At 48.7% G+C, this 24272-nt stretch carries 19 protein-coding genes; 11 read left to right on the top strand and 8 right to left on the bottom strand.

Annotation, left to right across the window (positions count from 1 at the left end; genetic code table 11):
• Positions 1–36: 36 nt before the first annotated feature.
• From EQP46_RS11060 to EQP46_RS11040, 5 genes are all read right to left on the bottom strand, one after another.
• Positions 37–1026: an ABC transporter ATP-binding protein gene (locus tag EQP46_RS11060; RefSeq protein ID WP_181955866.1), complete on the bottom strand. Its 990-nt coding sequence runs from the start codon at positions 1024–1026 to the stop codon at positions 37–39.
• Positions 1027–1044: 18 nt separating this feature from the next.
• The gene (locus EQP46_RS11055; protein ID WP_129493692.1) at positions 1045–2031 is read right to left on the bottom strand and encodes an ABC transporter ATP-binding protein; all 987 of its coding nucleotides are present in this window, start codon (positions 2029–2031) and stop codon (positions 1045–1047) included.
• Positions 2031–3038 (bottom strand): ABC transporter permease, encoded by a 1008-nt coding sequence (locus EQP46_RS11050; protein WP_129493691.1) that lies wholly within the window; start codon positions 3036–3038, stop codon positions 2031–2033. Before EQP46_RS11050 ends, EQP46_RS11055 begins: the two co-directional genes overlap by 1 nt.
• A gap of 10 nt (positions 3039–3048) precedes the next feature.
• Complete coding sequence (locus EQP46_RS11045) at positions 3049–4023, bottom strand: ABC transporter permease (protein ID WP_026025142.1); 975 nt, start codon at positions 4021–4023, stop codon at positions 3049–3051.
• 72 nt (positions 4024–4095) lie between these two features.
• On the bottom strand, positions 4096–5730 hold the full coding sequence (locus EQP46_RS11040; RefSeq protein ID WP_129493690.1) for an ABC transporter substrate-binding protein: 1635 nt from the start codon (positions 5728–5730) through the stop codon (positions 4096–4098).
• 858 nt (positions 5731–6588) lie between these two features.
• Here EQP46_RS11040 and EQP46_RS11035 point away from each other — a divergent pair.
• The 3 genes from EQP46_RS11035 (at position 6589) to EQP46_RS11025 (ending at position 9757) form a co-directional block, all read left to right on the top strand.
• Positions 6589–7311: a YebC/PmpR family DNA-binding transcriptional regulator gene (locus EQP46_RS11035; protein WP_129493689.1), complete on the top strand. Its 723-nt coding sequence runs from the start codon at positions 6589–6591 to the stop codon at positions 7309–7311.
• Positions 7312–7386: 75 nt separating this feature from the next.
• Positions 7387–7737 (top strand): hypothetical protein, encoded by a 351-nt coding sequence (locus EQP46_RS11030; protein WP_102258913.1) that lies wholly within the window; start codon positions 7387–7389, stop codon positions 7735–7737.
• A gap of 271 nt (positions 7738–8008) precedes the next feature.
• On the top strand, positions 8009–9757 hold the full coding sequence (locus EQP46_RS11025) for a carbamoyltransferase family protein (protein ID WP_129493688.1): 1749 nt from the start codon (positions 8009–8011) through the stop codon (positions 9755–9757).
• Positions 9758–9861: 104 nt separating this feature from the next.
• On the opposite strand, the gene EQP46_RS11020 is transcribed toward EQP46_RS11025, so the two are convergent.
• Positions 9862–10665, bottom strand: a complete 804-nt coding sequence (locus EQP46_RS11020) for an SDR family NAD(P)-dependent oxidoreductase (protein ID WP_129493687.1) — start codon at positions 10663–10665, stop codon at positions 9862–9864.
• 239 nt (positions 10666–10904) lie between these two features.
• Here EQP46_RS11020 and EQP46_RS11015 point away from each other — a divergent pair, with 239 nt between their 5' ends.
• The 7 genes from EQP46_RS11015 (at position 10905) to EQP46_RS10985 (ending at position 20229) form a co-directional block, all read left to right on the top strand.
• The gene (locus tag EQP46_RS11015) at positions 10905–11819 is read left to right on the top strand and encodes a LysR family transcriptional regulator (protein ID WP_129493686.1); all 915 of its coding nucleotides are present in this window, start codon (positions 10905–10907) and stop codon (positions 11817–11819) included.
• Positions 11820–12010: 191 nt separating this feature from the next.
• Positions 12011–12442, top strand: coding sequence for a hypothetical protein (locus EQP46_RS11010; protein ID WP_129493685.1), 432 nt, complete (start codon positions 12011–12013; stop codon positions 12440–12442).
• Positions 12443–13215: 773 nt separating this feature from the next.
• Entirely contained in the window at positions 13216–14646 is a 1431-nt protein-coding gene (gene nhaC / locus EQP46_RS11005) for a Na+/H+ antiporter NhaC (protein ID WP_129493684.1), read from the top strand.
• 317 nt (positions 14647–14963) lie between these two features.
• Entirely contained in the window at positions 14964–16625 is a 1662-nt protein-coding gene (locus tag EQP46_RS11000) for an AMP-binding protein (RefSeq protein ID WP_129493683.1), read from the top strand.
• A gap of 14 nt (positions 16626–16639) precedes the next feature.
• The gene (locus EQP46_RS10995; protein ID WP_129493682.1) at positions 16640–17977 is read left to right on the top strand and encodes a ferredoxin reductase domain-containing protein; all 1338 of its coding nucleotides are present in this window, start codon (positions 16640–16642) and stop codon (positions 17975–17977) included.
• A gap of 47 nt (positions 17978–18024) precedes the next feature.
• Positions 18025–18789: an enoyl-CoA hydratase-related protein gene (locus tag EQP46_RS10990; RefSeq protein WP_129493681.1), complete on the top strand. Its 765-nt coding sequence runs from the start codon at positions 18025–18027 to the stop codon at positions 18787–18789.
• A 321-nt stretch (positions 18790–19110) separates the two neighbouring features.
• Complete coding sequence (locus EQP46_RS10985; RefSeq protein WP_129493680.1) at positions 19111–20229, top strand: HlyD family secretion protein; 1119 nt, start codon at positions 19111–19113, stop codon at positions 20227–20229.
• 17 nt (positions 20230–20246) lie between these two features.
• On the opposite strand, the gene EQP46_RS10980 is transcribed toward EQP46_RS10985, so the two are convergent.
• On the bottom strand, positions 20247–22004 hold the full coding sequence (locus EQP46_RS10980; RefSeq protein WP_129493679.1) for a sensor histidine kinase: 1758 nt from the start codon (positions 22002–22004) through the stop codon (positions 20247–20249).
• Between the two features lie 43 nt (positions 22005–22047).
• Positions 22048–22836 (bottom strand): response regulator transcription factor, encoded by a 789-nt coding sequence (locus EQP46_RS10975; protein ID WP_192545498.1) that lies wholly within the window; start codon positions 22834–22836, stop codon positions 22048–22050.
• Between the two features lie 424 nt (positions 22837–23260).
• Between EQP46_RS10975 and EQP46_RS10965 the strand changes: the two genes are divergently transcribed.
• Complete coding sequence (locus tag EQP46_RS10965) at positions 23261–24253, top strand: ABC transporter substrate-binding protein (protein ID WP_129493677.1); 993 nt, start codon at positions 23261–23263, stop codon at positions 24251–24253.
• Positions 24254–24272 lie beyond the last annotated feature (19 nt).

Raw genomic sequence — 24272 nt, 5'->3', positions numbered from 1 at the left:
CCTAAAAAGAAAGCGCTTTCTTTAACGCTAAAAAATTTAGAGGTGATGACACCTTGCAAAATGACCAGCCTGCACTTCCGTGGCATCTGGCATTTCTTGTGTACACACCTCTGTTGCGACTGGACAACGCGACGCGTAAGGGCACCCTACGCTGCTCGGTTTCCATAGCGGTATATCACCCTTTTTGACAGAGAGTTCGCGCTTTCCTCGACGCCCCACTTCCGGCACTGCTGATAGCAGAAGCTTAGAATACGGGTGCTGCGGGTTTTGCGTCACACTGTCGCTATGACCCCATTCAACCATATGACCGACATACATTACTGCGGTCTTCTCAGCAAAATAGCGAGCGGTTGCGATGTCATGAGTGATATACATGAAGGCGATCCCATGTTTGTCTTTCAGATCGGCCATCAGGTTTAAAATGCCAAGACGTACGGAGACATCCAGCATTGAAATCGGTTCATCCGCCAAAATGACTTCAGGGTCGACAGCAATAGCGCGTGCAATTGCAACACGCTGGCGCTGGCCGCCACTCAATTCATGCGGATACTTCTGAGCCGTTTCAATCGCGGGCGATAAACCCACCAGCTCGAGCAATTCATGCACCTTTTGCGACACATCACGTTTGGTCGCACGTTTGTGGATCAGCAATGGCCTAGCCACATGGTGATGAATGGTATGCACGGGGTTCAGCGACCCAAACGGGTCTTGAAAAATCATCTGAACTTGACGTGCGTATTCAAGTGCTCCGTTTTCAGACACATAGTCTGCTAACGGTTTTCCCTTGAACGAAATCTTACCTGCTGTTTCTTTGTAGATACGCGTCAAAATGCGCGCACCCGTGCTTTTTCCCGACCCTGATTCGCCCACAATGGCGAGGGCTTCCCCTTTGTTCAAATCAAAGGAAACGTCATTCACAGCGCGCATCACATTCCCTTTAGAGGAATGCCCGATGGCAAAATCCATCACCAGATTTTTAATCGAAAGGATGGTTTCTTTCTTGTTCATCGCTGCGCTATCGTCCATCGCTGTTCTTCTCGTCGCTTACGTTAAATGACAGGAAACGTGGTGCTGAGGCCCAATGGCTTTCAGCGACGGTTCATTCTGGGTGCATGGTTCGAAGCATTTCGTACAACGCTCTTGGAAATTGCACCCCTGCGGCATGTTCAACAGGTTCACAGGGTTACCCGGGATCCCATACAGGCGCTCTTTCGGCCCATGAATGGTCGGGAAAGAAGAAAGCAGCCCCTGCGTATACGGATGCTGCGGCGATTCAAACACCGTCTCAGCATCGCCAATTTCAATGATGTTGCCGGCGTACATCACACCGATGCGATCGGCAATCTCGCCCATCAAACTCAAATCGTGGCTGATGAACAAAATCGAGAAGCCAAACTTGGCTTTCAGTTCATACAGCTCATTCAAAATTTCACGTTCTACGACCACATCAAGCGCCGTGGTTGGCTCATCCATGATGATCAGCTTCGGCTCAAGCGCGAGCGCTATGGCAATCACCACACGTTGACGCATACCACCACTTAACTGGTGCGGAAACGCGGTCAAACGGTCAGGGTGAATGCCCACAATCTGCAAAAGCTCAGCCCCTTTATCGAGCGCTTCTTTCAGTGACACCTTTTTGTGCGCTTGAATCACGTCAGTGATCTGCTCACCAATTGTAATCACGGGGTTGAGCGAGTTCATGGCACTTTGAAACACGACAGACGCTTCGTTCCAACGAAACGCGCGCAATGCCTTGTCGTTCATTTTCAGAATGTCTTGACCCTTGTAGAGGATCTCCCCTTCTGAAATCAGTGCCGGTGCTTTGTGAAGACGTGAAATTGCAAACGCGAGCGTGCTCTTTCCACAACCGGATTCACCTGCAAGGCCGAGGGTTTCCCCTTCCGCTATGCTCACGCTAACGTTATTCACCGCACGGGCAATGCCGTTCGGCGAAACGTAGTCCACACAAAGATTATTAATCTCAAGCAAAGGCGGCTTGGCGTTTGATGCCGTTCCGATGATGTCTGACATCACAGCCCCCTCTTCTTATCGACTTCTTTCTTCAGCTTGCTCCAGAGCTTAATGTGCGGCCCCGTTTTCAGCTTCGGATTACTGACTTGGTCTATCGACATGTTAATCATGGCGAACGCCCCGCCCGTGATGGCTAACGCCATGGCTGGCACTAACATTTCCCACCACGCGCCTGTGTAGAGTGCCGACGACGTTTGAGCCCAGTACAACATGGAACCCCAACTGACTTCTGTCGCGTCACCCAGTCCTAAAAAGCCCAACCCTGCCTCTGAGCCCATTGCATAAATGACAGTACCCAAGAAACCGCCAAATACGATGGAAACAAGGTTGGGCAAAATCTCGACCAAAATGATGCGTATTTTCGATTCGCCCATGACTTCCGCAGAAAGAATGAATTCTTTATTACGAATGGCCATGGTTTGTGCGCGAATCACCCTTGCTCCCCATGGCCAGGACGTAATGCCTAGCAATATCGTGATGACGACGGACCCCACTTGCCCAAGAAAGGCGGCCAGAACAATCAACAACGGGAGTTGAGGGAATACCAAAAACACATTGGTCATAAAATTGAGTCGTTCATCAATGCGCCCACCGAAGTAGCCTGCAGACACACCGACGAGCACGGCGATGGTCATGGCAATAAGGCCAGCAGCAATTGAGACAGACAGTGTTTTTCTTGCACCGACCAACACTTGGCTAAACACATCTCGCCCACTGCGCGTGGTGCCCATAATGTGTTCAGCACTTGGCGGCTGGTGTGGACGCGCCACACGCTTTTCCGCTTTGTACGGTGCAATAGCAGACGCAAACAGCGCGCCTGAGAAAACAATCGCCAGCAACAAGCCGCCAATAATGGCCGGCGGGTTGCCGTAAAAAAATGCGTATATCGAACCGAGCACACGCTTGAATTTCTTCATCCCCGACATTGGCTTTTGCGCCTGCATACGCGGCCCCTGCGAAGGGTTAGGCGCGTTCAAATCTTGGGTTTCTGTGGCTGTTTTATCCATGCTGCTCCCCTTAATTTGAAATGCGTGGGTCAAGCCAAACATACAAGATGTCGGCGATGAAATTCGCGGTCAGCACCGCCGTAACCAGAATCAGGAGAATCGCCTGAATCAACGGATAATCGCGCGCGACAATGCCTTTAAGCAGCACATTGCCCAGCCCTTGGTAGTTAAACACCACCTCGGTCATGATCGAGCCTGCAAACGAAAAGCCAATGGCCATCGCGATGGCTGTCGCAACAGGCAATATGGCATTTCGGCCCGCATAGCGACTCATCACTCGCACACTGCTCAACCCTTTGGCTTCCGCCATGGTGACATAATCTTCACCCAGCACGTTGATCATGGCGTTACGCATGTTAAATACCCATGTCGCGATGCCCACAATCACCATCGAGCCAACCGGCAATATCGCGTGTTTCAACACACTGCCGATAAATTCAAGCGTAAACCCCGGATCCAGTGATGGGTCGTAGGTATACGCCAACGGCAACCATTCCAGTTGCAATGCGAAAAAGTAGAACAAAAACAACGCAGTCACGACGTACGGGAAGTTACTGATAAACGCCAACAACGGCGGCGCGATTTGGCCAAAAAGCCCTGTACGGCGATACGATGCATACGCACCAATGCTGACACCGATGATCAACGCAACAATCAGCGAACCCAGCGCGAGGAACAAGGTCCACGGCAAGGCATTTGAAATCACTTCCGACACACTCACGGGGAACATCAATACCGATGGTCCTAAATCCAAGGTGAACACGCTTTTGATGTACGCCAAATACTGCGTAAAGATGTTGCCATCAAGGAAGCCGTACATTTCACGCACTGCATCCATCTGAGACGGGTCCATTCGGCCTTGTGCAGCAGCAAACAACGCTTCAACCGGATCGCCAGGCATGAGACGCGGCAACATAAAGTTGAACGTAATAGCAATGAAGAAGGCGGTGAAATAAAACATGAACCGCCGAAATAAAAATGACATCGCTTTGCTCCTTCACCGGTGCGCTCAAAAAGCGCACCAAGGTCTCTACCTGGAATACGTCTGCTGTTTGTTCTATTTCAAGTGCAGGTTATTCAAGATGATCACGCGCTTACCACCGTCGTACCAGACAGGTTGGATATACGGGTCTTGCTCCGTTGGCCAACCTTCAATACGTTTGGTGCTGTACTGGAACCACGTTGGGTTTGAGAACAAAGGAATAAACGGCAAGTTCTCAGCAGTAAATGCTTGCAGCTTATCGAGAATTTCTTTCTGCTCGGCTTCATCACCGGCTTGACCAAATGCGTTAATCAGGGCATCAATGTCAGGAGAGTTCACACCGTGACCTGCGTGCCAGCTCGTGCCGATTCGCGCCGTATCAAAGTACTCTTGATACGTCAGGATTGGGTTGGTAGCCACCAGCGACCAGTTGATCGCCATTTTGTAATTGCTCTGCTTCAGCGATTTGTCGTACACCGACCAATCCACTGTTTTCACTTTGGCTTTCACGCCCACTTCTTCGTAGTACTCACCGACCATCTGAACCACTTGGATCCAATCCGTCCAGCCGTTAACCACCTGAATATTAAACTCAAACGGGTCACCATTTGGCAGGTCACGGAAGCCATCGCCGTCTTGATCTTTCAGACCCGCAGCGTCTAACAGTTCATTGGCTTTATCTTGATTAAACTCGGTGAGGTAACCGTATTTCGCAGACACATCGTCACTGATGTGGTTTGCGTACAAATCACCAATGCCGCCCGGATTAAAGTTCGCGGTTGGGTAGCCGTAGGCTGCAATATCAACAATGGCTTCGCGATCAAGCGCCATTGACAGGGCTTGGCGCACCTGCAAATTGTCAAACGGTGCTTCTTTGGTGTTCATGTAAAGGTGAATAGCATCGTTCGCTGGGTACCAATAGAAGTGGTTGTCTTTATCACGCTTAACAAACGTGGATTCCACATCCGCGATGAAGTTTGAACCCCAATCAATTTCACCTTTGATCAGTGCAGGTTGAATCTGAGAGTTATCGTTGTACGAACGGAAGTTCACACAATCCAAATGCGGTTTGCCTTCGAGGTAGTAATTCGGGTTACGACACAGTTCCATCTGCTGAGGCTTGAGGAACTTAACCGTGGTCATTGGGCCACTGCCCACAGGATTTGGATTGGTGTAAGTGGTAGCATTTTCCACCGAAGACCACACATGCTTCGGCAAGATGTGGTAAGCCTCTAAATTCCAAATAAAGGTCGAATCAGGTTTGTTGAGCGTAAACACAACCGCGTTGTCGTCAGTTGCTTCAACCGATTTGATTACACCACCTGACCAAATGCCTTTCAGGTCGAATGCTGGGTTGGTTTTCGTCAATTCAAAGCTAAACACGACGTCTTCTGCAGTGAGTGGCTGTCCGTCAGACCATTTCATGCCGTCACGCATTTTTACCGTTAAGGTGCTGAGGTCATCGGAATATTCTGCAGATTCTGCAAGGCGGTAGTGTGTTTCACCTGTCATGTTGTTAAACACGACGAGCGGTTCGTAAATCACACCATTAACGAGGTCTTTCGTTGTGTAAGGATTGAAGTTTTCAACAAAGCCAGTATTGATAACAGGGACGGTTAACGTGCCGCCTTGTTTTACGTCTGCCGCATGAACGCCAGATACGATGAAGGCACTAAAAATACACGATGCCAGAATGGTTTTGTTTAGCATGAAATCGTCCTTAATTATCGGTTAGTCAGAGAGGCACGGCTCGATTCACATCGGCTTCGCGCCACACATCCCTTCGCTCTCTCACCGCTTCTCGTCGAAATACCACGCTCATCGCCAACGTTTGAAACAGGAAAACTCATAAAAGAAAGCGCTTTCTTTTGGTTGATGTTAGGGAAATGTACTAGGCGGCAACAACCGCATATTCACGTTTATGTAACATTGATCACAACTATTCCTTGCCATTCACTACGCATTATTATTTATGAGACACATATGCATACTGAAGTGTAGCGCAGGAAAAAAGGATTGCGCTTTATTACTTAATAATCATAAAGATAGAAATAACGCCTAAATTATCCGCTTTCTTGGCGCTCACTGTCCAAATACGTGCGAATCGGCAAACATAACACCGCTAGATGAATGAATTCAGGCCTTATTAGGGTTAGTCGATACGTTCACACTTGCCTGACTCATTTTTGAATCAACCGTTAAATGATGCCAAAGGCTGACGCGAATTCATGGCCTTAAACCCCGGTAAATCGCCACCTTTTTCCTCGATAACATGAGAATTACGTGGTGCTGTTACATCGACTTGCAACGCAGTGGTGGATTAATCACCTGACGATGCGCGTGACAAAATAGCAAACGGGGTTAATGAATGTGTGTAGAGAGGTAAATAGCCGTAACAACTCCCCTCTCTCGTCTGAACAATTTCCATTCAGCTGAGTGAAAAAAGTGCATTCAAGCAGGTTTATTTGGCATTTGTTCACAGAACATTGCGTTTAAAGCTGGAAAAACCAAAGCAGGGATTGATAAAATCGCCCGCATTATCACAGCAAGTAAAGAGAGTGACCCCCCATGGGACGCAGTTTCGAAGTTCGTAAAGCTTCAATGGCGAAAACACAAGGCGCCAAAGTTAAGCTGTACTCTAAGTACGGTAAAGAAATCTACGTTATCGCGAAGAACGGCGGTGGCGACCCTGATACCAACCTGTCTCTAAAGCGCATGATCGAAAAAGCGAAGAAAGATCAGGTTCCAGCACACGTTATCGACAAAGCGATCGAGAAAGCAGCTGGTGGTGGTGGTGAGAACTATGAAGTTGCACGCTACGAAGGTTTCGGCCCAGGTAACTGCTCTGTGATTGTTGACTGTCTTACTGACAACAACAACCGTACCTACATGGAAGTACGTCAGTGCTTCGTGAAAACCCACTCTAAAATTGGTGGCCCAGGTACTGTTGCTCACATGTTCGATCACCAAGCGGTATTCCAGTTCAAGGGTGATGACGAGGAAGCAGTACTTGAGAACCTGATGATGGCAGACGCAGACGTGACTGACATCGAATGTGAAGACGGCGTGATCACTGTATTCGCACCGCACACTGAATTCTTCAAAGTGAAAAGCGCACTGGCTGAGTCTATGCCAGAGGTCACGCTAGACGTTGAAGAAATCACGTTTGTTCCACAAACCATGACAGCGGTTGCTGGCGACGATGTTGCAGCATTCGACAAGTTCTTGGATATGTTGAACGACTGTGATGACGTTCAGAACGTATACCACAACGCTGAAATCGAAGAGTAATCTTCATTCTGCGTTAGAAAATGCCCGGTTCAACCGGGCATTTTCCGTTTATATCCTTACCAATAGGATTCCATTATGGAACAGCAAGAATTCGAAACACTGGTAAAAGCCCTGAGTGAAAAAACCAGCCTGCCAGAAGCACTCGAGGTGCTTAAAGCGTGTGAAGACGAAGAAGTCGCGGCGGCAGCAAGTGCTATGACGGGTCAATTTGCATTGGCAGAAGTAGAAGGTGAAAACCGTGTTTACCATGTATTCACTGAACAAAACGATGCCGGTGAAGAAGAAGAATTCGTCGAGCACGTGATGAATGTGGGCGAAGACGTGATGGTATTCGTTGCGTGGTTCTTCTATACCCAATTTGAAATCACAGATCGCGACACATACGCCGCCGCTGGCCGTGTATTCAAGAAACCAAAGCGCCGTTAATTCCCGCTAATCGTTTCCTTACATTCTGATCTGAATGTCCAAGCCAGAGCACCCGCTCTGGCTTTTTCTTTAATGCTCTATTCGCTGCGCTTTTCACCCCCTTTTTCTAGCCAAATCCCACTACCGTCAAAACCTGCCCTTTTATTTGTTCTATTTGCGATTGAAGTAAAACTCGCCACGTATTTGTCCATTTATCTGGACGGTATATTCGAGTCAGACACCAATGATGACGATAACCTCCACAGGATGGGGGAAGGATTAAGAGGGATTTATGTATTTAGGCATATCTTGCACCGGACATGACAACTCAATCGCGCTAGTAAATAGCGATGGCAAGGTGCTTTATGCACAAGCGGTTGAACGTGACACACAGACAAAACACGGCTTTAGCGTATGCCCAGATCAGCCGTATAAACTGGCTAAATTGATCAAGCAATACGCACCCGATGCCACGCACCTGACTATCTGTAAATCTTGGCCGGAAGATACACCTCAGAAAATGGGTAGCGAGATCAATAATATCGCCATGGCGGATTACGATGGGATCGTGAGAGAAGTCGCAGGCATATTCAAAGGCGTGCAAACACACAACATGAATGACGTGTTCCTGCCAAACATTCAAATGGGCGGCGGCGGTGCAAAACGCGCAGCCATGGCGCTCAACCTCACCACTGATACCCGTCAGTTTGATCATCACTCTAGCCACGCAGCCTTTGCCTGTTACTCGAGCCCTTTTGATGAAGCGGCTTGCCTTGTCATGGACGGTTACGGGGAAGATTCTGCGCAATCCATCTTCATCTACAAAAACAACAAGCTCGAAAAATGTCCAAAACCGGCCTACCTCGGCGAGTTAAACCAATTATCAGCCAGCCTTGGGGTTTATTATGGTGTCACCGTGTGTCGCCTATGTGGGTTCGCACAGGACTCAGGGGAAGAATGGAAGGTAATGGGGTTGGCGCCTTACGGGAAACTCAATGAGCCTGTACTCGCGCTTTTGCGTAAGCATATTGCAGTGAAAGACGGCTACCTCTCCCTGCCTGAAGGTTCAACAGCTGCGCTGGCGGCGCTTCGCCCTCATACCCGCCCCTATGCGCAATTCCCGAAAGAAGCGGCAGATCTGGCCTACACCGCTCAATACCATTTCAACGAACTCATGACGGAAATCCTTACCCATGTCCATGACATCACTGGCATGGACAATATCGTCATTACGGGTGGATGCGCCCTGAACTCCTCGTTCAATGGCCGCGTTATCGAAAAAACGCCTTTCAAGGATATTTTTGTCCCCTGCGCACCAGGGGATGATGGCAATTCTGTGGGTGCGGCCCTTCTTGCCGTCAAGCAAGACTACCCAGAAAAAGTGATCCAAAACCACCTTCAAACGCCGTACCTCGGGGACGAGATTTCAGAAGAAGAGGTTGAAAACTTCATCGAAAAAAGCGGCATGGGCAATGTCCATAAATACGATTGGCAAGACCTTTATCAAAACGTCGCGCACATGATGGCTGAAGGAAAAGTGGTGGCGTGGGTACAAGGCCGTGCTGAGTTTGGCCCACGGGCATTAGGTCATCGTTCGATTCTTGCGGATTCACGCTCGATTGAGATGAAAACCAAAATTAACGCAGCGGTGAAATTCCGTGAACCTTTCCGCCCTTTCGCCCCGATGGTCCTTGCAGACAAAGGGGATGAGTATTTTGAAAACTACCACGACACACCCTACATGGAAAAAGTCGCGACCTTCAAACCACTCATTCGCGAGGCGGTTTCTGCGGTGTGCCATGCCGACAACACGGGACGATTACAATCCGTCACCGAAGAACGTAACAAGCACGTTTATCATCTGATTGAAGCGTTCGAGAACATTACGGGTGTGCCGGTGATCATTAACACAAGTTTGAACGTGATGGGGAAACCGATTGTGTCGAGCTTAAACGACGCGGTAATGACCTTCTTCACAACGGATATCGAAGTGCTCGTGATTGGGCAATATGTCTTCACCAAAGGGCAGACAATCCGCTAGCACCTCATGCATTAGATTCCCGCGAAAACAAAACAGGCTAGGTATACACCTAGCCTGTTTCTTTGAATCTGCGATTCACGCAAAAGCGAAAACCGTGTTCGTAACTATGCACCGATAACGGATTCAACCGCCTTGATGACTTCGAGCGATTTCTGGTCATTCAAGCCTTCTGAATGCGGCTGTGCGAATCGACGTGCATCATTATCAAAATACTTGCCCGACGCATCGGCAAACTCTTCGCTTAGCGCTGCGCGAACCAGAATATCGACACCAATGCTCAAGTCGTTGCCCGCCACGCCAAAGCCTTCTTTCACCATTTTACTGGCAAGCATTGAGCCTGGGTTAACCGCTACAATCATGGGGCCGTTATCACCCCATTGGTTGGCAAGGGCACGCGTCCACATGGTGATCGCCAATTTACTTTGCGCATAAGCTTCAAACTCATCGCTGAGTTTTACCTTGCCGAGGAGCGCATCAAGGTTGACTGGCGCCTGTGCTGCTGAAGACAAGTTCACGATACGGCTGCTTGCACCCATGATCGGCAGTAGCGCTTGCGTCAGTAAGTAAGGGGAGATGGTGTTCACAACAAAGCGCGCGTCCATATCGTCTTTGGTGATCGGATCCGCCATGCGGAAGACACCCGCGTTGTTAAGCAGTACATCAAGTTTGCTGTAGCGGCGCTTCACTGCATTCGCCATTTCAGCCACATCGTTTAAATCAGTGAGATCCGCAATAAAGCTCTCAACAGTGCCGACATTACTCATGGCGGATAGCGTTTTTTCCACGTCGCTAAGTTTGGCTGCATTGCGGCCATGAATAAGCAAGTTGTGTCCCTGTGCAGCAAGCGTTTTCGCTGTTTCCAAGCCAATTCCGTCGGTCGCGCCTGTAATGAGAATGTTCTTCGTCATGTCTTTTCTTCCCTTAATTTTAGCCTGAGAGGCAACGTCCGATTGGACGTCATCAGCCATACCTGTTCAACACAAAACCATCAAGGTGACTCAAAAGTTACCGTTTGCATCGTCCACATTTATGCGTTACATAATATTAAATATTCATAAATTGATAATCACCCTAATAAAAGATTCACTTTATAGAATTCATTGATAATCAACTTTTTGATTATTCCCACGCTATGGAATAGCAAAGCATGAACATTGATCATTTAAAACTCTTCGTACGCCTCGCCTCTACCAATAATATTAGCGTTGCTGGCCGCGAACTTGAGCTCTCTCCTGCCGTTTCGAGTGCCTACATTAGCAAGCTTGAAACATGCTTGGGTGTGCGCTTGGTACATAGAACCACGCGAAAGGTCTCGCTGACTGAAGAAGGCGATGCGTTTCTTCCTTATGCCGAAGACGTGTTAGCCAGCGTTGAGGCGGCTTACTCCTCGGTGGGTGTTGGGGCGAGTTCGCCACGCGGCATCCTCAGGGTGACCGCACCCGCGTCCTTTGGTCGTATGCACCTGATGCCCGCATTGAAAGGCTTCTTGGCTGAATACCCTGATGTGAAATTGGATTTTCGTTTCTCTGATTCCATTGTCGATTTGATCGAAGGTGGGTTTGATATCGCGATACGAAATGCAGAACTGAAAGACTCTTCATTGATCGCGAGAAAGCTGGCGACGGACCGTCGCGTTATCTGCGCCTCGCCTGCTTACTTAGAAAAATACGGCGAACCGACATCACCAAAAGACTTGAAAGATCACCTTTGTATTCACCTCTCTCAATTAGACCAATGGGTGTTTGATGGACCCAACGGAAGAGAGAGCGTGAAAACGCAGAGCGTTCTGAGAACCGACAGCGGTGATGTGGTGCGCGATGCTTGCCTTGATGGCATTGGCATTGCTATCAACTCCACATGGAGTGTGTTTGAACACCTTCAGAAAGGAGAACTGGTCGAGATTCTCTGTGATTACTCGCTGGTATCTGACACGGCTATTTGGGCGCTGTACCCAAGCTCACGCCAGCTCGCGCCCAAGGTACGTGCTTTCATTGATTACTACGCGGCCCGTTTTGCTGACACTCCCTGCTGGGCCTTGGAGCACTCAAACAAAACACGCTAAACAACGCAAACAGCACCTGATGCTCTCACGATGTTGAACCCTAAGAGCATCTGCTTTTTTGCACACCTTTCAGCCCCCAACATGCATAAAAATCGGTAAGTCATTATCTCCTATTGAAATTAATGCTACCCTCACCGCATTAATTTCTGGCGCGAGTCGTCAGATCACCCATAAAAATAAGCATACAGACTATGGATCAATACCCTGAACGATCAGGTCACTACAAGCTAACGGAAGAATGGTCTGTTGAATTACCTTCTGAATTCAAATGCCGAATTGAAGATGAAGACTTAGTGCTTTGGCAGCAAGGCATGACCATTTGGTGTTCAGTGTGGGGCATAGAGCCAGAAGAAACGCGTGAGGAAGCGCTCGCATGGATGGAAGAAGAACAAGCCGAAGACGCCTTTGATGTCTCTAAAACAGATCAAAATGATGTGTTGCTTTATCGTTACCGATTGCTCGAAGAAACCAATGATTACCGCGTTGCTTCCCTGTATTGCTTCGCGTTTTCGCACTCGAGCTACATTCAGCTAGGCATATACCTTGATGAGGAAACCCGCTTTGAAGATGCTCAACGTATCTGCGAGAGTATTCGTTTCGTGAATCATCAAACGATGCACTGAGGTTTCAAAACACATCATCAACCATAAGCAGGCACGCCGCCTGCTTATCTCTTATCTCTTATCTCTTATCTCTTATCTCCTATCTCTTATCTCGCACCTCTTATCTCTAATCTCGCCTCTCGCCTCTCGCCTCTCGCCTCTCAAATGCTCCCTCTCGTAAACTCCCATATTCAACATGCACAGAGACCCGGCAACATTGTGAAGAATCGATTCAGCTATCAAGGTAAAAACATGGCATTAATTTCAATCAAGCGTTTGAAATATCGTCACTTCCGCTGTTTTTCTTAGTTTTTTTCTTGGCGTGGATGAAAAGCCATTTCTAATCCGCACTCAGTCTCGTTTCTTCAACACTTTTTCTGACACCTAGCCGTTACCCTCAAGTGAAACCACTGACAACAATGCCTACGCGTTTTTCATGGTTTCCCTGTTCATTGAGAACAACCGCTCTTATAAAAATCATAAAAGCATGTGTGAAAAGTGCTGTTGCTCGTCATGGATACGATCCCGCCGAAACAGTTTCGCTTGGTTAGTTCTCCCCTACCTTGGTTACCTCAACGCAACCTTGGACAGTGCATCGATAAAACGATGTAGAACCCTCCGAAGACACCGTGCCATAGCTTTGCCCAAGTACATCGCTTAGCCCTTTGCCGCGCCTGATCGCGTCGCAAATTCACTTGGTTCTTCACGCCATTCGTGATGCCAGAGGAAAACAGGCTGAGCACAACAACGTTATTTATTCATTCAGTCATAGATGTACACAAATCGGAGGTAACATGAAGACTGATATACCTGAAGGTGCTCGTGCTCCCCATTTCTGGGAAGCCATTATTTCACTGCTCTCATTGGTGGTGGGGATCAGTATCTCCATCGTCATGTATGGGCTAGATCCTCAAATCCCCATGATGCTCGGCGTGGTTGTCGCCAGTGTCATTGCCCTTCGCTGTGGCTTCTCTTGGAAAGACATTCAAGGCGGCATGGTGAACGGCATTTATAACGCCTTGCCCGCGATGATCATCTTGATGATTGTTGGCTCGCTGATTGGTGTTTGGATATTGGCGGGTGTCGTTCCAACCTTGATTTACTACGGGCTACAAATCCTCGCACCAGAGGTATTCTTACCCGCATGTGTGATCATCTGTGCGGTGACGTCGCTCGCCACAGGCACAAGTTGGGGAACAACAGGGACAATCGGTGTCGCGCTGATGGGTGTTGGCGGAGGCTTAGGTTTTCCATTGCCACTCGTCGCAGGTGCTGTTTTGTCAGGGGCGTATTTTGGCGACAAAATGTCACCGCTGTCAGATACCACCAACCTCGCGCCTGCAATGGCGGGAACCGATCTGTTTACCCACATCAAACACATGTCCTACACCACCGGGGTGAGCATCACGATTACCCTGATCATTGAAACCGTTCTCGGCCTGCAATACAGCGCAACGGGAAGTAATATCGATCGTATCAATACCATTTTAACAACGCTGGATAGCAACTTCTTCATCAACCCCGTTTTATTCTTGCCTTTGTTTCTTGTCTTGTTTGTGTCGTACAAAAAAATGCCCGCCATTCCCGGTATCGCGTTGGGTGTGATTGCGGGTGCCATTTGCGCAGCCGGCTTGCAAGGTGCAGATTACAACGCCATCGCAAATGTTGCTTTCGGCGGTTATGCGTCAGCGACAGGCATTGAAGATGTCGATTCTTTGCTGTCTCGTGGTGGCATGGACTCAATGATGTATACCATCAGCTTGATCATCGTCGCCATGATGTTTGGTGGCGTGATGGAGCGAACAAACCAGCTTCGTGTCATTGCGGATAAAGTGCTCGCTGCGGCGAAATCAACCGGCTCACTGGTGATTTCAACCGTGCTGACGGGTATCGGTGCAAACGTCATTTTGTGTGACCAATACATGGCCATCGTGATGAGTGCGCGCAGTTACGCGGAGGCGTATCGAGAGCGAGGGCTTGCACCTGAAAACCTCTCACGAGCGGTGGAAGATTCAGCAACGGTAACCGCCAACCTCGTTCCTTGGAACTCAGGAGGCGCATACCAAGCCGCCACGCTAGGCGTAGCCACCTTGGCTTACCTTCCCTTCAATTTCTTCTGTTGGCTATCCCCTATTGTCACCATCATTTTCGGGGTAATGGGGTGGACAATTTGGCGAACTGACGAGGCTGAACCCAGAGAAGCCAGCGTAGAAAGAGACCTTTAACATTCAGGTTAATTAGTGTTTTTGTGAGAACTTTCTTGCATTCAAAGCCACTGTCCGCAGTGGCTTTTTTGATCCTAATGCACACCCCAAAAAGCTATACAGACCAGAGCACAGGCTGTCTAACATTATATGATGGCTTTCTTAATAACCTTTTTATAATTAATGATATTTCATGGTTCACTAATATATTGAGAACCCTTTGTGAGAATTTTGTGAGAGTTGCCCTATACATTTTCCGATAGCACCAAGCGGAAAAAACGATGACACCCGAGAAGCCGGAAAATTGTCCTCGTGAATAATGAATAGGAGACACTCCAGTGACGGTCATATTGAACTCAGTGCTACATCCTCCAGCACCTGACTCTCGACATTTGGGAAACGAACGACTTTTTAATCTGACGCCGCTTTCAAACCTCAGTGCAGAAGATCGTCGAAAATTTGTCTTGTTTGGCCGAGGCCCGCAAGACTCCCCCGCATTTAGCACCCTACATCGGGCATTTGAATACCATGCCACCACACGGCCACATGCGATTGCCGCCATGCACAGTGGCCGTTCAATTTCCTATAGCGATTTGAATGACAATGCAGAGAAACTCGCGACGGTGTTGCTACAAGCAGGCGTGAAGCCGGGCGATTCAATTGGGGTATTCCTGACACGCTCGATACCCATGCTGGTCGGCATGTTTGCCTGTCTGAAAATTGGGGCGAATTATGTGCCTCAACACGCGGGCGTGGTGCCAAAAACGCAACTCGCACATATCGCCAACTTATCAAGAATGAAGGTTGTGCTCACGCTATCCGATCATCTATCTGATATGCCAGAACTGCCCGATGTTCGAATGATCGCGTTAGACACATTGATGAAGTCTTTCGAGTTTCGTGCGCTGCCAACATCGGGCCGTCGCCCCGCCAACACTAATGATACCTGTTTCATTCTGTTCACATCAGGAACGACCGGCACACCCAATGGCGTGCAAGTCACCCATAAAAACGTCTGTAACATTGTGCTCACCGCCCCTGGAAATCTCGGGATTAAACCGGGATTACGTGTCGCTCAACTTCTCAGTATTTCCTTCGACATGTCTGCCTGGGAAATCTATGGCGCACTCTGTAACGGCGCCACCTTAATGATTCGAGATAAGGTCATTCAGCACACTGCCAGCAATGCAGATGTCATCATCGCAACACCATCAGTGCTCGCAAGCATCAACGCCAGCGCCTGCACAGACACAAAAGTGGTTGCGGTGGCAGGCGAGCCGTGTCCGCAGCCTCTCGCCGAAACATGGGCTGAATTTTGTGATTTTTACAACTGCTGTGGCCCAACCGAAACCACCATAGTGAACACCATGAAACGCTATGAAATCGGCAGACCTTTGACCATTGGCACACCAACGCCCAACAACACGGTGTACATCCTTGATGAACACCTCACGCCATGCGCTATTGGCGACGTTGGGGAAATGTGGGCAGGCGGTATTTGTGTGACGAAAGGCTACCTCGCCAACGTCACACTCAGCCAACAACGCTACCGTACCGACCCATTTCTAGGGGATGGCCACGTCATGTTTCGCACCCGCGATTTAGGCCGTTGGACGGAAGATGGCGAACTCGAACACCACGGTCGAACCGATGACCAAGTCAAAATCAAAGGCTTTCGCGTCGAACTCGATGCCATATCTACTGTAATTGAGCGTCTACCTTCTTGCCGCCAAGCCGTGACCTTGAAAGTCTCAAACGAGCATGTTGCCGCCTTTGTCGCCCCGATAGACATCGACGAAACGCTTGCAAAAAAACAGGTTTCAGCGCACTTACCATACTACTGCGTACCAACAAAAATCATGACGTTTGACGAATTGCCGCTAACGCCTCGTGGAAAAGTAGACAAGAGGAAATTGCTGGATCTTTACAACGCATCGCTACGAGAGACAGCGTTAACCCCTCAATCACAAACAGCTACACCCAGCTCTGAAGACGTTTAAGGAGAGCAGTACCCATGATGGCACCCTATTCGCAGACGGAGCTTCCAGCGAAGCAACACAAGCTCAAGCGTATGTGGAAAAACCCTAAGCTTGAACATTACATGCGCCTTGTCGCAATGGTTTCCATTCTTAATGTCATCGCCTTAATCTATGGCGTCACCACGGGGAATTGGTTTGCTAAGGAAGGCATTCAGCTTCAATACGTGAGCAATATGGTGATAGCCAACTTCTTCGTTGCCGTGATCATCCGTCAACAATACGTGATAAACCTGCTCTTTTGGCTCGCCACTCGCGCACCGACCACATGGCCGCTCTCTATTCGTTGGCATTTAGGGAAGGTCTATCACCACGGCGGCTTACATAGCGGTTGCGCCATCAACGGCAGCCTTTGGTTTGCCGTCTATGCTGGTAGTTTGCTTTACCACTACAGCCAAAATCTGGGCGGTGTTTCAACCACCAGCATGAGCATCACACTGGTCATTGTTGCTGTGCTCATTGTCATGATCACCATGGCAACACCGAACATTCGTAAGAAATACCACAATGCGTTTGAAGCGTCTCATCGCTTCGCCGGTTGGTCTTTGCTGCTTCTGTTTTGGGCACAAACGTTGACACTCACCCTAAGCCAATACCCGGACATGAGCATGACTGACATCGTGCTCAACACACCCTCGATCTGGGCTTTGTTTGTCATGACATTCAGCGTGGCACTGCCATGGATGCGACTCAAGCGCGTTCCCGTCGAGATATCAACACCCTCGAATCACGTTGCATTACTCAAGTTTGATTATGGTGTGACGCCATTTGCAGGCTCGTCGATGGCCATCAGCCGTTCACCACTCATGGAATGGCACCACTTTGCAAACGTGCCGTCTCCAACAGAAACAGGCTACCGACTCACCGTGTCTCGTGCCGGAGATTGGACGGGCAAATTGATTGATGACAAGCCTACTCACCTCTGGGTGAAAGGCATTCCAACCGCAGGCGTTGCAAACATTGAAGTCTTGTTTAAGCGCGTGGTTTACATCGCAACGGGCAGCGGCATTGGGCCTTGTTTGCCCCACTTGTTCGCACAAAAACTGCCGATGCTCTTGGTATGGTCAACACGCGACCCGCGCAAAACCTACGGCGATGCCTTGGTCGACCAAATTCTCGAAGCACAACCTGATGCCATCATTTGGGATACCGACAAAGACGGCAAACCCGACATGGTGCAGCTGGCCTACTCCGCCTATGAAAAATTCGATGCGGAAGCAGTGATCTGCATTTCAAATCAAAAGCTGACTCAACAAGTGGTCTATGGAATGGAAAGCCGCGGCGTTCCCGCCTTTGGTGCGATATGGGACTCATAGCCCCAGCAAACATTCCGACTGACTGACCGATGAATAAGGACGTAACCATGTTTATCAATACCGAGTTTGATCGCGGTGTCGTGACCATCACGATCAATCGCCCTGAAAAAAGAAACGCACTCAACAGCGCAGTGATGCGCGAGCTCACCAGTGCGCTTGCTCACTTTGATGAGAAGCCAGAGGTAGGTTGTTTTGTGATAACAGGAAGCAACCAAATCTTTGCCGCAGGCGCTGACATTAGCGAAATGGCCGACATGACGTATCAAGACATGGCCGCCACCGATTACTTTGCAGGATGGGAAGCAGTAGGACGCACCCGCACGCCCATCATCGCTGCCGTGTCAGGTTATGCACTGGGAGGTGGCTGTGAGCTCGCCATGATGTGCGACACCATTTTCGCCACGGAATCCGCGCTCTTTGGACAACCAGAGCTGACCATCGGCGTCATTCCCGGCATGGGGGGTTCACAACGCCTCACTAAACTGGTTGGGAAATCTAAAGCCATCGACATGATTCTTACGGGCCGCATGATGGATGCTGTCGAAGCAGAGCGGGCAGGATTGGTTTCTAGGGTGCTGCCTGATGATCAATTGATGGACGAAACAATGCATGCAGCCAGAACGATAGCCAGTTACAGCAAACCTGCTGTCGCTTTGGCAAAAGAATGTGTTCTCAATGCAGAGCGCCTCACTATTGAAGACGGCGTGCGATCTGAGCGCCGGTTGTTCCATGGCCTCTTTGCCACGGAAGACCAAAAAGAAGGAATGCATGCCTTCATAGAAAAACGCCCGCCTCAGTTCACGGGAAACTGATTAAGTCGCGCGCGCGAGCTTTGCTCATCCTAAGCCCTTTTGGTGCAAACAAGTGTGCCTAAAGGGCTTTCCTTTTCTTTGCGTCCTTTCTTAACGTTTACCAACCCTCAGTGACATCCCTCTCCGCGATGCCACATTCTCAAAGGGCAAACAGGGTGTGACAACTGTTCACTGCAAAGTGTCTAAAGTTGGACAACATGCACCTGCCTCGCCCCATAGACTTAATTCCCATGTGCAATCACACGCTTAGAAAAAACAATAATAAGCGAGTGAACGGTTGTCTCTGACGCACTCCATTTCAACGTATGCAAGGACCCAAGCATGAGCGAAAGCCGTATTCATGATGCGCCTGAACAAGCGATCCACACCGAAACAGTGAATACACCGAAGACGGCCAGTCGCTCTCGTCGTTATCTCCTTTGCATCCTGCTCGTCGCCTTTGGCATTTGGCTATATACACTCTGGGCGACACGCGTCACCCCCATTACGCAACATGGCAGCGTCAACGGTCAAATGATCCACATTGCGCCGCAAGTATCAGGAACCATAGCGAGCATTGCGGTGATCGACAATGTTTCTGTAAAACGGAACTACCCGCTTTTTAGTATTGAATCAGCCCCATTCCAACTCGATGTCGAAGCCGCACAGCTTGCACTCCAACAGGTTGCTCAATCATTGGGGGGAGATTCAACCGCGCTATTAAATGCCAAAATTGAGGAAGTGAATGCGAGGGTGAGTTTGGCACAAGCAAAGCGCTATGTTCAACGCAACATGACGCTGGCAAGGATGGGAGTGATTAACAACACCACGCTACAAGAAAGCCTTAAAGCACGACAAGAAGCCAAGTTGGCGCTAGCGACAACAATAGACGCACTTAACGTTGCGGAAAACATGCTCGACAACAAAGCGCAACGATCTCCTCAGTTAAAAACAGCGTTGAATACCTTGGATCATGCGCTCCTTAACCTGTCGTATACCAAGATCATTGCGCCTGATAATGGGGTGATCACCAACATGCGCATGACTGCTGGCGATTATGTTGCCGCAGGACAACCTGTGATGACATACATTGATACCCACCATTTTTGGCTGACTGCCATGGTGCAGGAAAACTCTCTGACCTATTTAAGAAAAGGCACAATCGCAAAGATGGTTTTTGATGTGTATCCAGGGAAAGTTTTTCACGGTGAGATAACGTCTATCGGCTGGGGAAACGATAATGGGGACAGTGATGCTTTTGAACATAATAACACCTCAAGCACCTTGCAGCAGGCGCAGCGCTACCCCGTCAATATTCGCTTTTTCGACTTGCCAACCGATGCGGGTCTTCGATATGGCAGCCAAGCTACCGTCGGTTTTTACCCGAAAAGAACCCGCACAGGGGAAGCCTTACTCGACGTATGGATGTGGACATGGAGTAAGCTGAGCTACGTGTGGTGATGTCTATGCTTCCGGCGCTAAGGCTTGATTCCCTTGAACGCATCTAGGTTGGAATCACGGCCCGTTTTTGCATTTTCTCCCAGTGCCTCCACGTCGACATTATCGGGCTGAGCATCGCTGTCAGTTAACGAGGAAGAGACTGACGCCGTCATCGGCGGCAACTCATCAATGGCCTGATCCAACGCGTCTTTCGCCACAGGGTTTGTCGATGTTGCCAAAAGAGATGACAACTCGGCATTCACATCGTCTTCTTTTTCTCTGGCGAGCTCCCTTTTTGCCACCGCCGACATGGCTGGGTAGTCAGATTGAATAACAGGGGCATCATCAAGGTCTTCAATCACCTTTGGCAACAACATCGGCGACCGAGCAGACGGCGGCGCAATCGATGAAAGCGCAAAATTCACGCAATAACGTTCGTCACCATTTCCACTGCCGTCTTCGACCGAGCCATCACAAATCTCGAGGTGAGTTTGGTGAAGGCTTAAAATCGCTTCAACAATCTTGGTGCCCATGCCCAAAGAACCTGAGTCACCGTTCTCGGCCACCGTATTGATGAACGTAAACACGATTTTACTCTGGCTCTTTTTACTCACATCCAAATAGATGCTCGAACGTTGTGGGCTGTGCCGAATAGCATTTTCAATCAAGTTATCAAACACACGATTGATCAATTGCTCATCAGCAACCACAAACAAATCAGGCGTATTGGTGACCACGAGATCTATTTTCTTTTGCTTCAACGGTAACTCGAACCGCGTTTTTACTTCGCTCAACAATGCTTCAACGTCTAACTCTCGGTAGGCCAAAACAATTTTAGCGGTCGGCGAACGTGCAGCCGCCAATTGATCTTTTAAATAGCGATCAAGACGCTGAGCATTGTGATAAGCGGTATCAATCATCCCGCGACCTTCTTTGTGCTGAAGACGCCAGGTTTCGATGTAACCCAAAATATTGGCAAGCGGGGTTTTGAGATCATGACTAAGTTGCAGCAAATACTCCCGTCGCTGAGCTTCTTGTATGCGTAGCTGAATAAATTGTTGCTGAATGACGCTCATCATCCGACGACATTGTTCTGCGAGCTCTTGCAGTTCGTAAGACGTCAGCGCCAAAGGAGGGGTGATGCGAAATTCAGACGTGGCAGCATCTTCAATCTGTCGCACCATGTTTCTTCCCGGAATGATGATGCGCTTAAAGACCATGCGATAAACACCGAGAGCAAAAAGAGAAATGGCGACAAGCGCCGCGAGAACGATGGGCGCGTATTGAATAAAGTTATCAGGATGCGTGGCTGCATTGCGCTGCTGACTGCCAATCACGACGTAGAGGTATCCCATCACAATACCATTTTCGGAAATTTGAGCAGCGGAAAAAACCATGTCCTGATCATGTGTCATGGGATCTTGTCCCAGTATGGGGAGAGGCTTTTCAGCCAAAAAAGCTTTAATGGGTTCAACTGACACTTGCTGTCGCCGAACCTCCTCAACAGGCGGTCCTGACGTGGTTATGTTTCCCTCAGGATCAAGAAAGTAGATCTCAAAATCAGGGCCGAGTAGCATCAAGGTATGAAAGATAGAAGACAAAGCAGCAGGACTGTAGTCATCCCCGACCATCAAGGGGTTGTCATCACGCATGTGACGAGCGAGATCGCGGTGTAAGGATTGCTGCGTTTTAAGCTCGTTTCCTTCCCAAACATCCACACTCAATTTGGTGAGTACGGCTGCACTGCCAACAAACCAAATCAATGTGAAAAACAATAAACGGTTCTTAAACGTCAACAAACCTCTCCTTTACGCCTAACACTAACGCCCGACACAAACACTAACTGGCGTGTGTCATCGCTTCTCTGAATTTATACCCGACGCCCCACACGGTATGAATGTACTTAGGCATCTCAGGGTCACGCTCTAACTTGCCGCGCAGACGGTTCACCGCACAACAAACGGTGTGGCGATAGCCGTCATAATCGGTATTCCATACACGGCTCAGCAATTCGTCTTTGCTAAATACACGTTCTGGACGTTTCGCAAGGCAACAGAGCAGAGAAAATTCGGTGGGGGTTAAATCGATTTGCTGTCCATCCAATCGCACGCTGTGGGTATCAGGGCAGATTTCTAGGTGTTCGAACATGAGTTGCGGGGTGATATCGTGAGCGGCATGCGTACTGCTCGACAACACTTTGCTATCCGCGCTTTCTTCGGCCGTTTGCTTTTGTTGTCGTTCTGATTCATCCCATTCTTGATGCGTGATGCGGCGCAGTAATGCACGTGTTCTGACTTGAAACTCAATCACGCTAAAAGGTTTCGCCATGTAATCATCCGCACCGGATTCAAACCCTTCCACCATGTCAGATTCAGAATCCATGGCAGTGAGCATCAGGATAGGAAGCCCTTTCTGCTGTCGGCGTAATTCGTGACAGAGAGAAATGCCATCACCATCTTCTAAACCGCGATCGAGAACCACGGCATCGATCGACTGCTCTTTCAGAATTCGATACCCCTCTTTTAAGGAAGCGCCTCGATGAACTTCATGTCCTAACACTTTCAAATGCAAGCAAAGTAACTGTGCAATGTCTGCGTCATCTTCCAAAACAAGTACAGTATGGCCCATCATTTTCACCCAAAATTCGATTGATCTCGCACCAATAAACCGAAGTTATGCTGAAAAATTTCATCCTGTGTCAGTGTATTTGAAGTTAAATCTTCAATTCTCACTTTTAAAAATATTGTCTCCAAAAAGAATCATAACTGTCGCCATACCTTCTATATTTCTTATTAGATTCATTAGGTTACTTGCACAGTTAGCACTAAGAATTTCGCAAATATCATTTAGTGGACGAAACAATTTTTATTCAAAATGTAACACGCGTGCAGAAAGAGACGGTCTACTTTGTTATGATTACGTCTGTTGCCTATATATTTATCAGCACGTTAAACCAGATTGTTGATAAATACGTAGTGCGATCTTACCAAGCCAATTGATTAGAGTTGTATTTAATCCCTTTGGCAAAGGGACACTAATGAGAGGGATCTCCATGAAAAAACTATTGACCACTTCAGCCCTATTGCTTTCAGCGATGCCAATGGCGAGCTACGCATCTGAGTGTGGCAAAGTCACCATTGCCGACATGAACTGGAACTCCGCGACCGTTATCGCGAACATCGACCTTTTCATCCTCGCGAACGGTTACGACTGTGATGCTGAGCTAGTTCCTGGCGATACCATGCCAACCGGCACATCCATGATTGAAAAGGGTGAACCTGATATTGCACCTGAGTTCTGGAGTAACTCACTCAAGGCTGCATTGGACAAAGGTGTAGAAGAAGGTCGCTTGCGCTATGCAGGTAAAACACTGTCAGAAGGGGGTGTTGAAGGTTTCTGGGTACCAAAGTTCTTAGTTGATAAAGACCCAAGTATTGCAACCATTGAAGGCGTTAAGAAAAACGCAAACCTCTTCAAGCACCCTGAAGATCCATCAAAATCTGCATTCTACGGCTGTCCAGCGGGTTGGAACTGCCAAATTTCATCAGGTAACTTGTTCAACGCTCTTGGCCTAGAAGAAGAAGGGTTTGAACTGATTGATCCAGGTTCAGGCGCAGGTCTTTCTGGCTCGATAGCGAAAGCGTACGAGCGTGGCGAAGGTTGGTTTGGTTACTACTGGGCACCGACTGCCGTACTGGGCAAATATGAGATGGTGAAAGTAGACTTTGGTTCAGGCATTGACGAAGAGCACTTTAAAACGTGTACAACTGACGCAGAATGTCTTGACCCGAAACCAACCATGTATCCGCCTTCAGCGGTAGATACCGTTATCACTGAGAGCTTTGCTCAACGTGCACCTGAAGCGGTTAACTACTTGGCTAACCGTTCATTTACCACCGCTGATTTGAACAGTCTGCTTGCTTGGATGGAAGAAAACCAAGCAGACGGTGAGATTGCGGGTGAGCACTTCTTGAACAACCACGCTGATATCTGGTCACAGTGGGTGTCTCCTGAAGTCGCGAAGAAAGTAAAAAGCGCGCTTTAAACTTTCTTTGTAAGAGGTA

Origin of the sequence: Enterovibrio baiacu (genome assembly GCF_004120195.1) — a bacterium.
Taxonomy (GTDB): domain Bacteria; phylum Pseudomonadota; class Gammaproteobacteria; order Enterobacterales; family Vibrionaceae; genus Enterovibrio; species Enterovibrio baiacui.
This window is presented reverse-complemented; position numbering and strand designations above follow the sequence as displayed.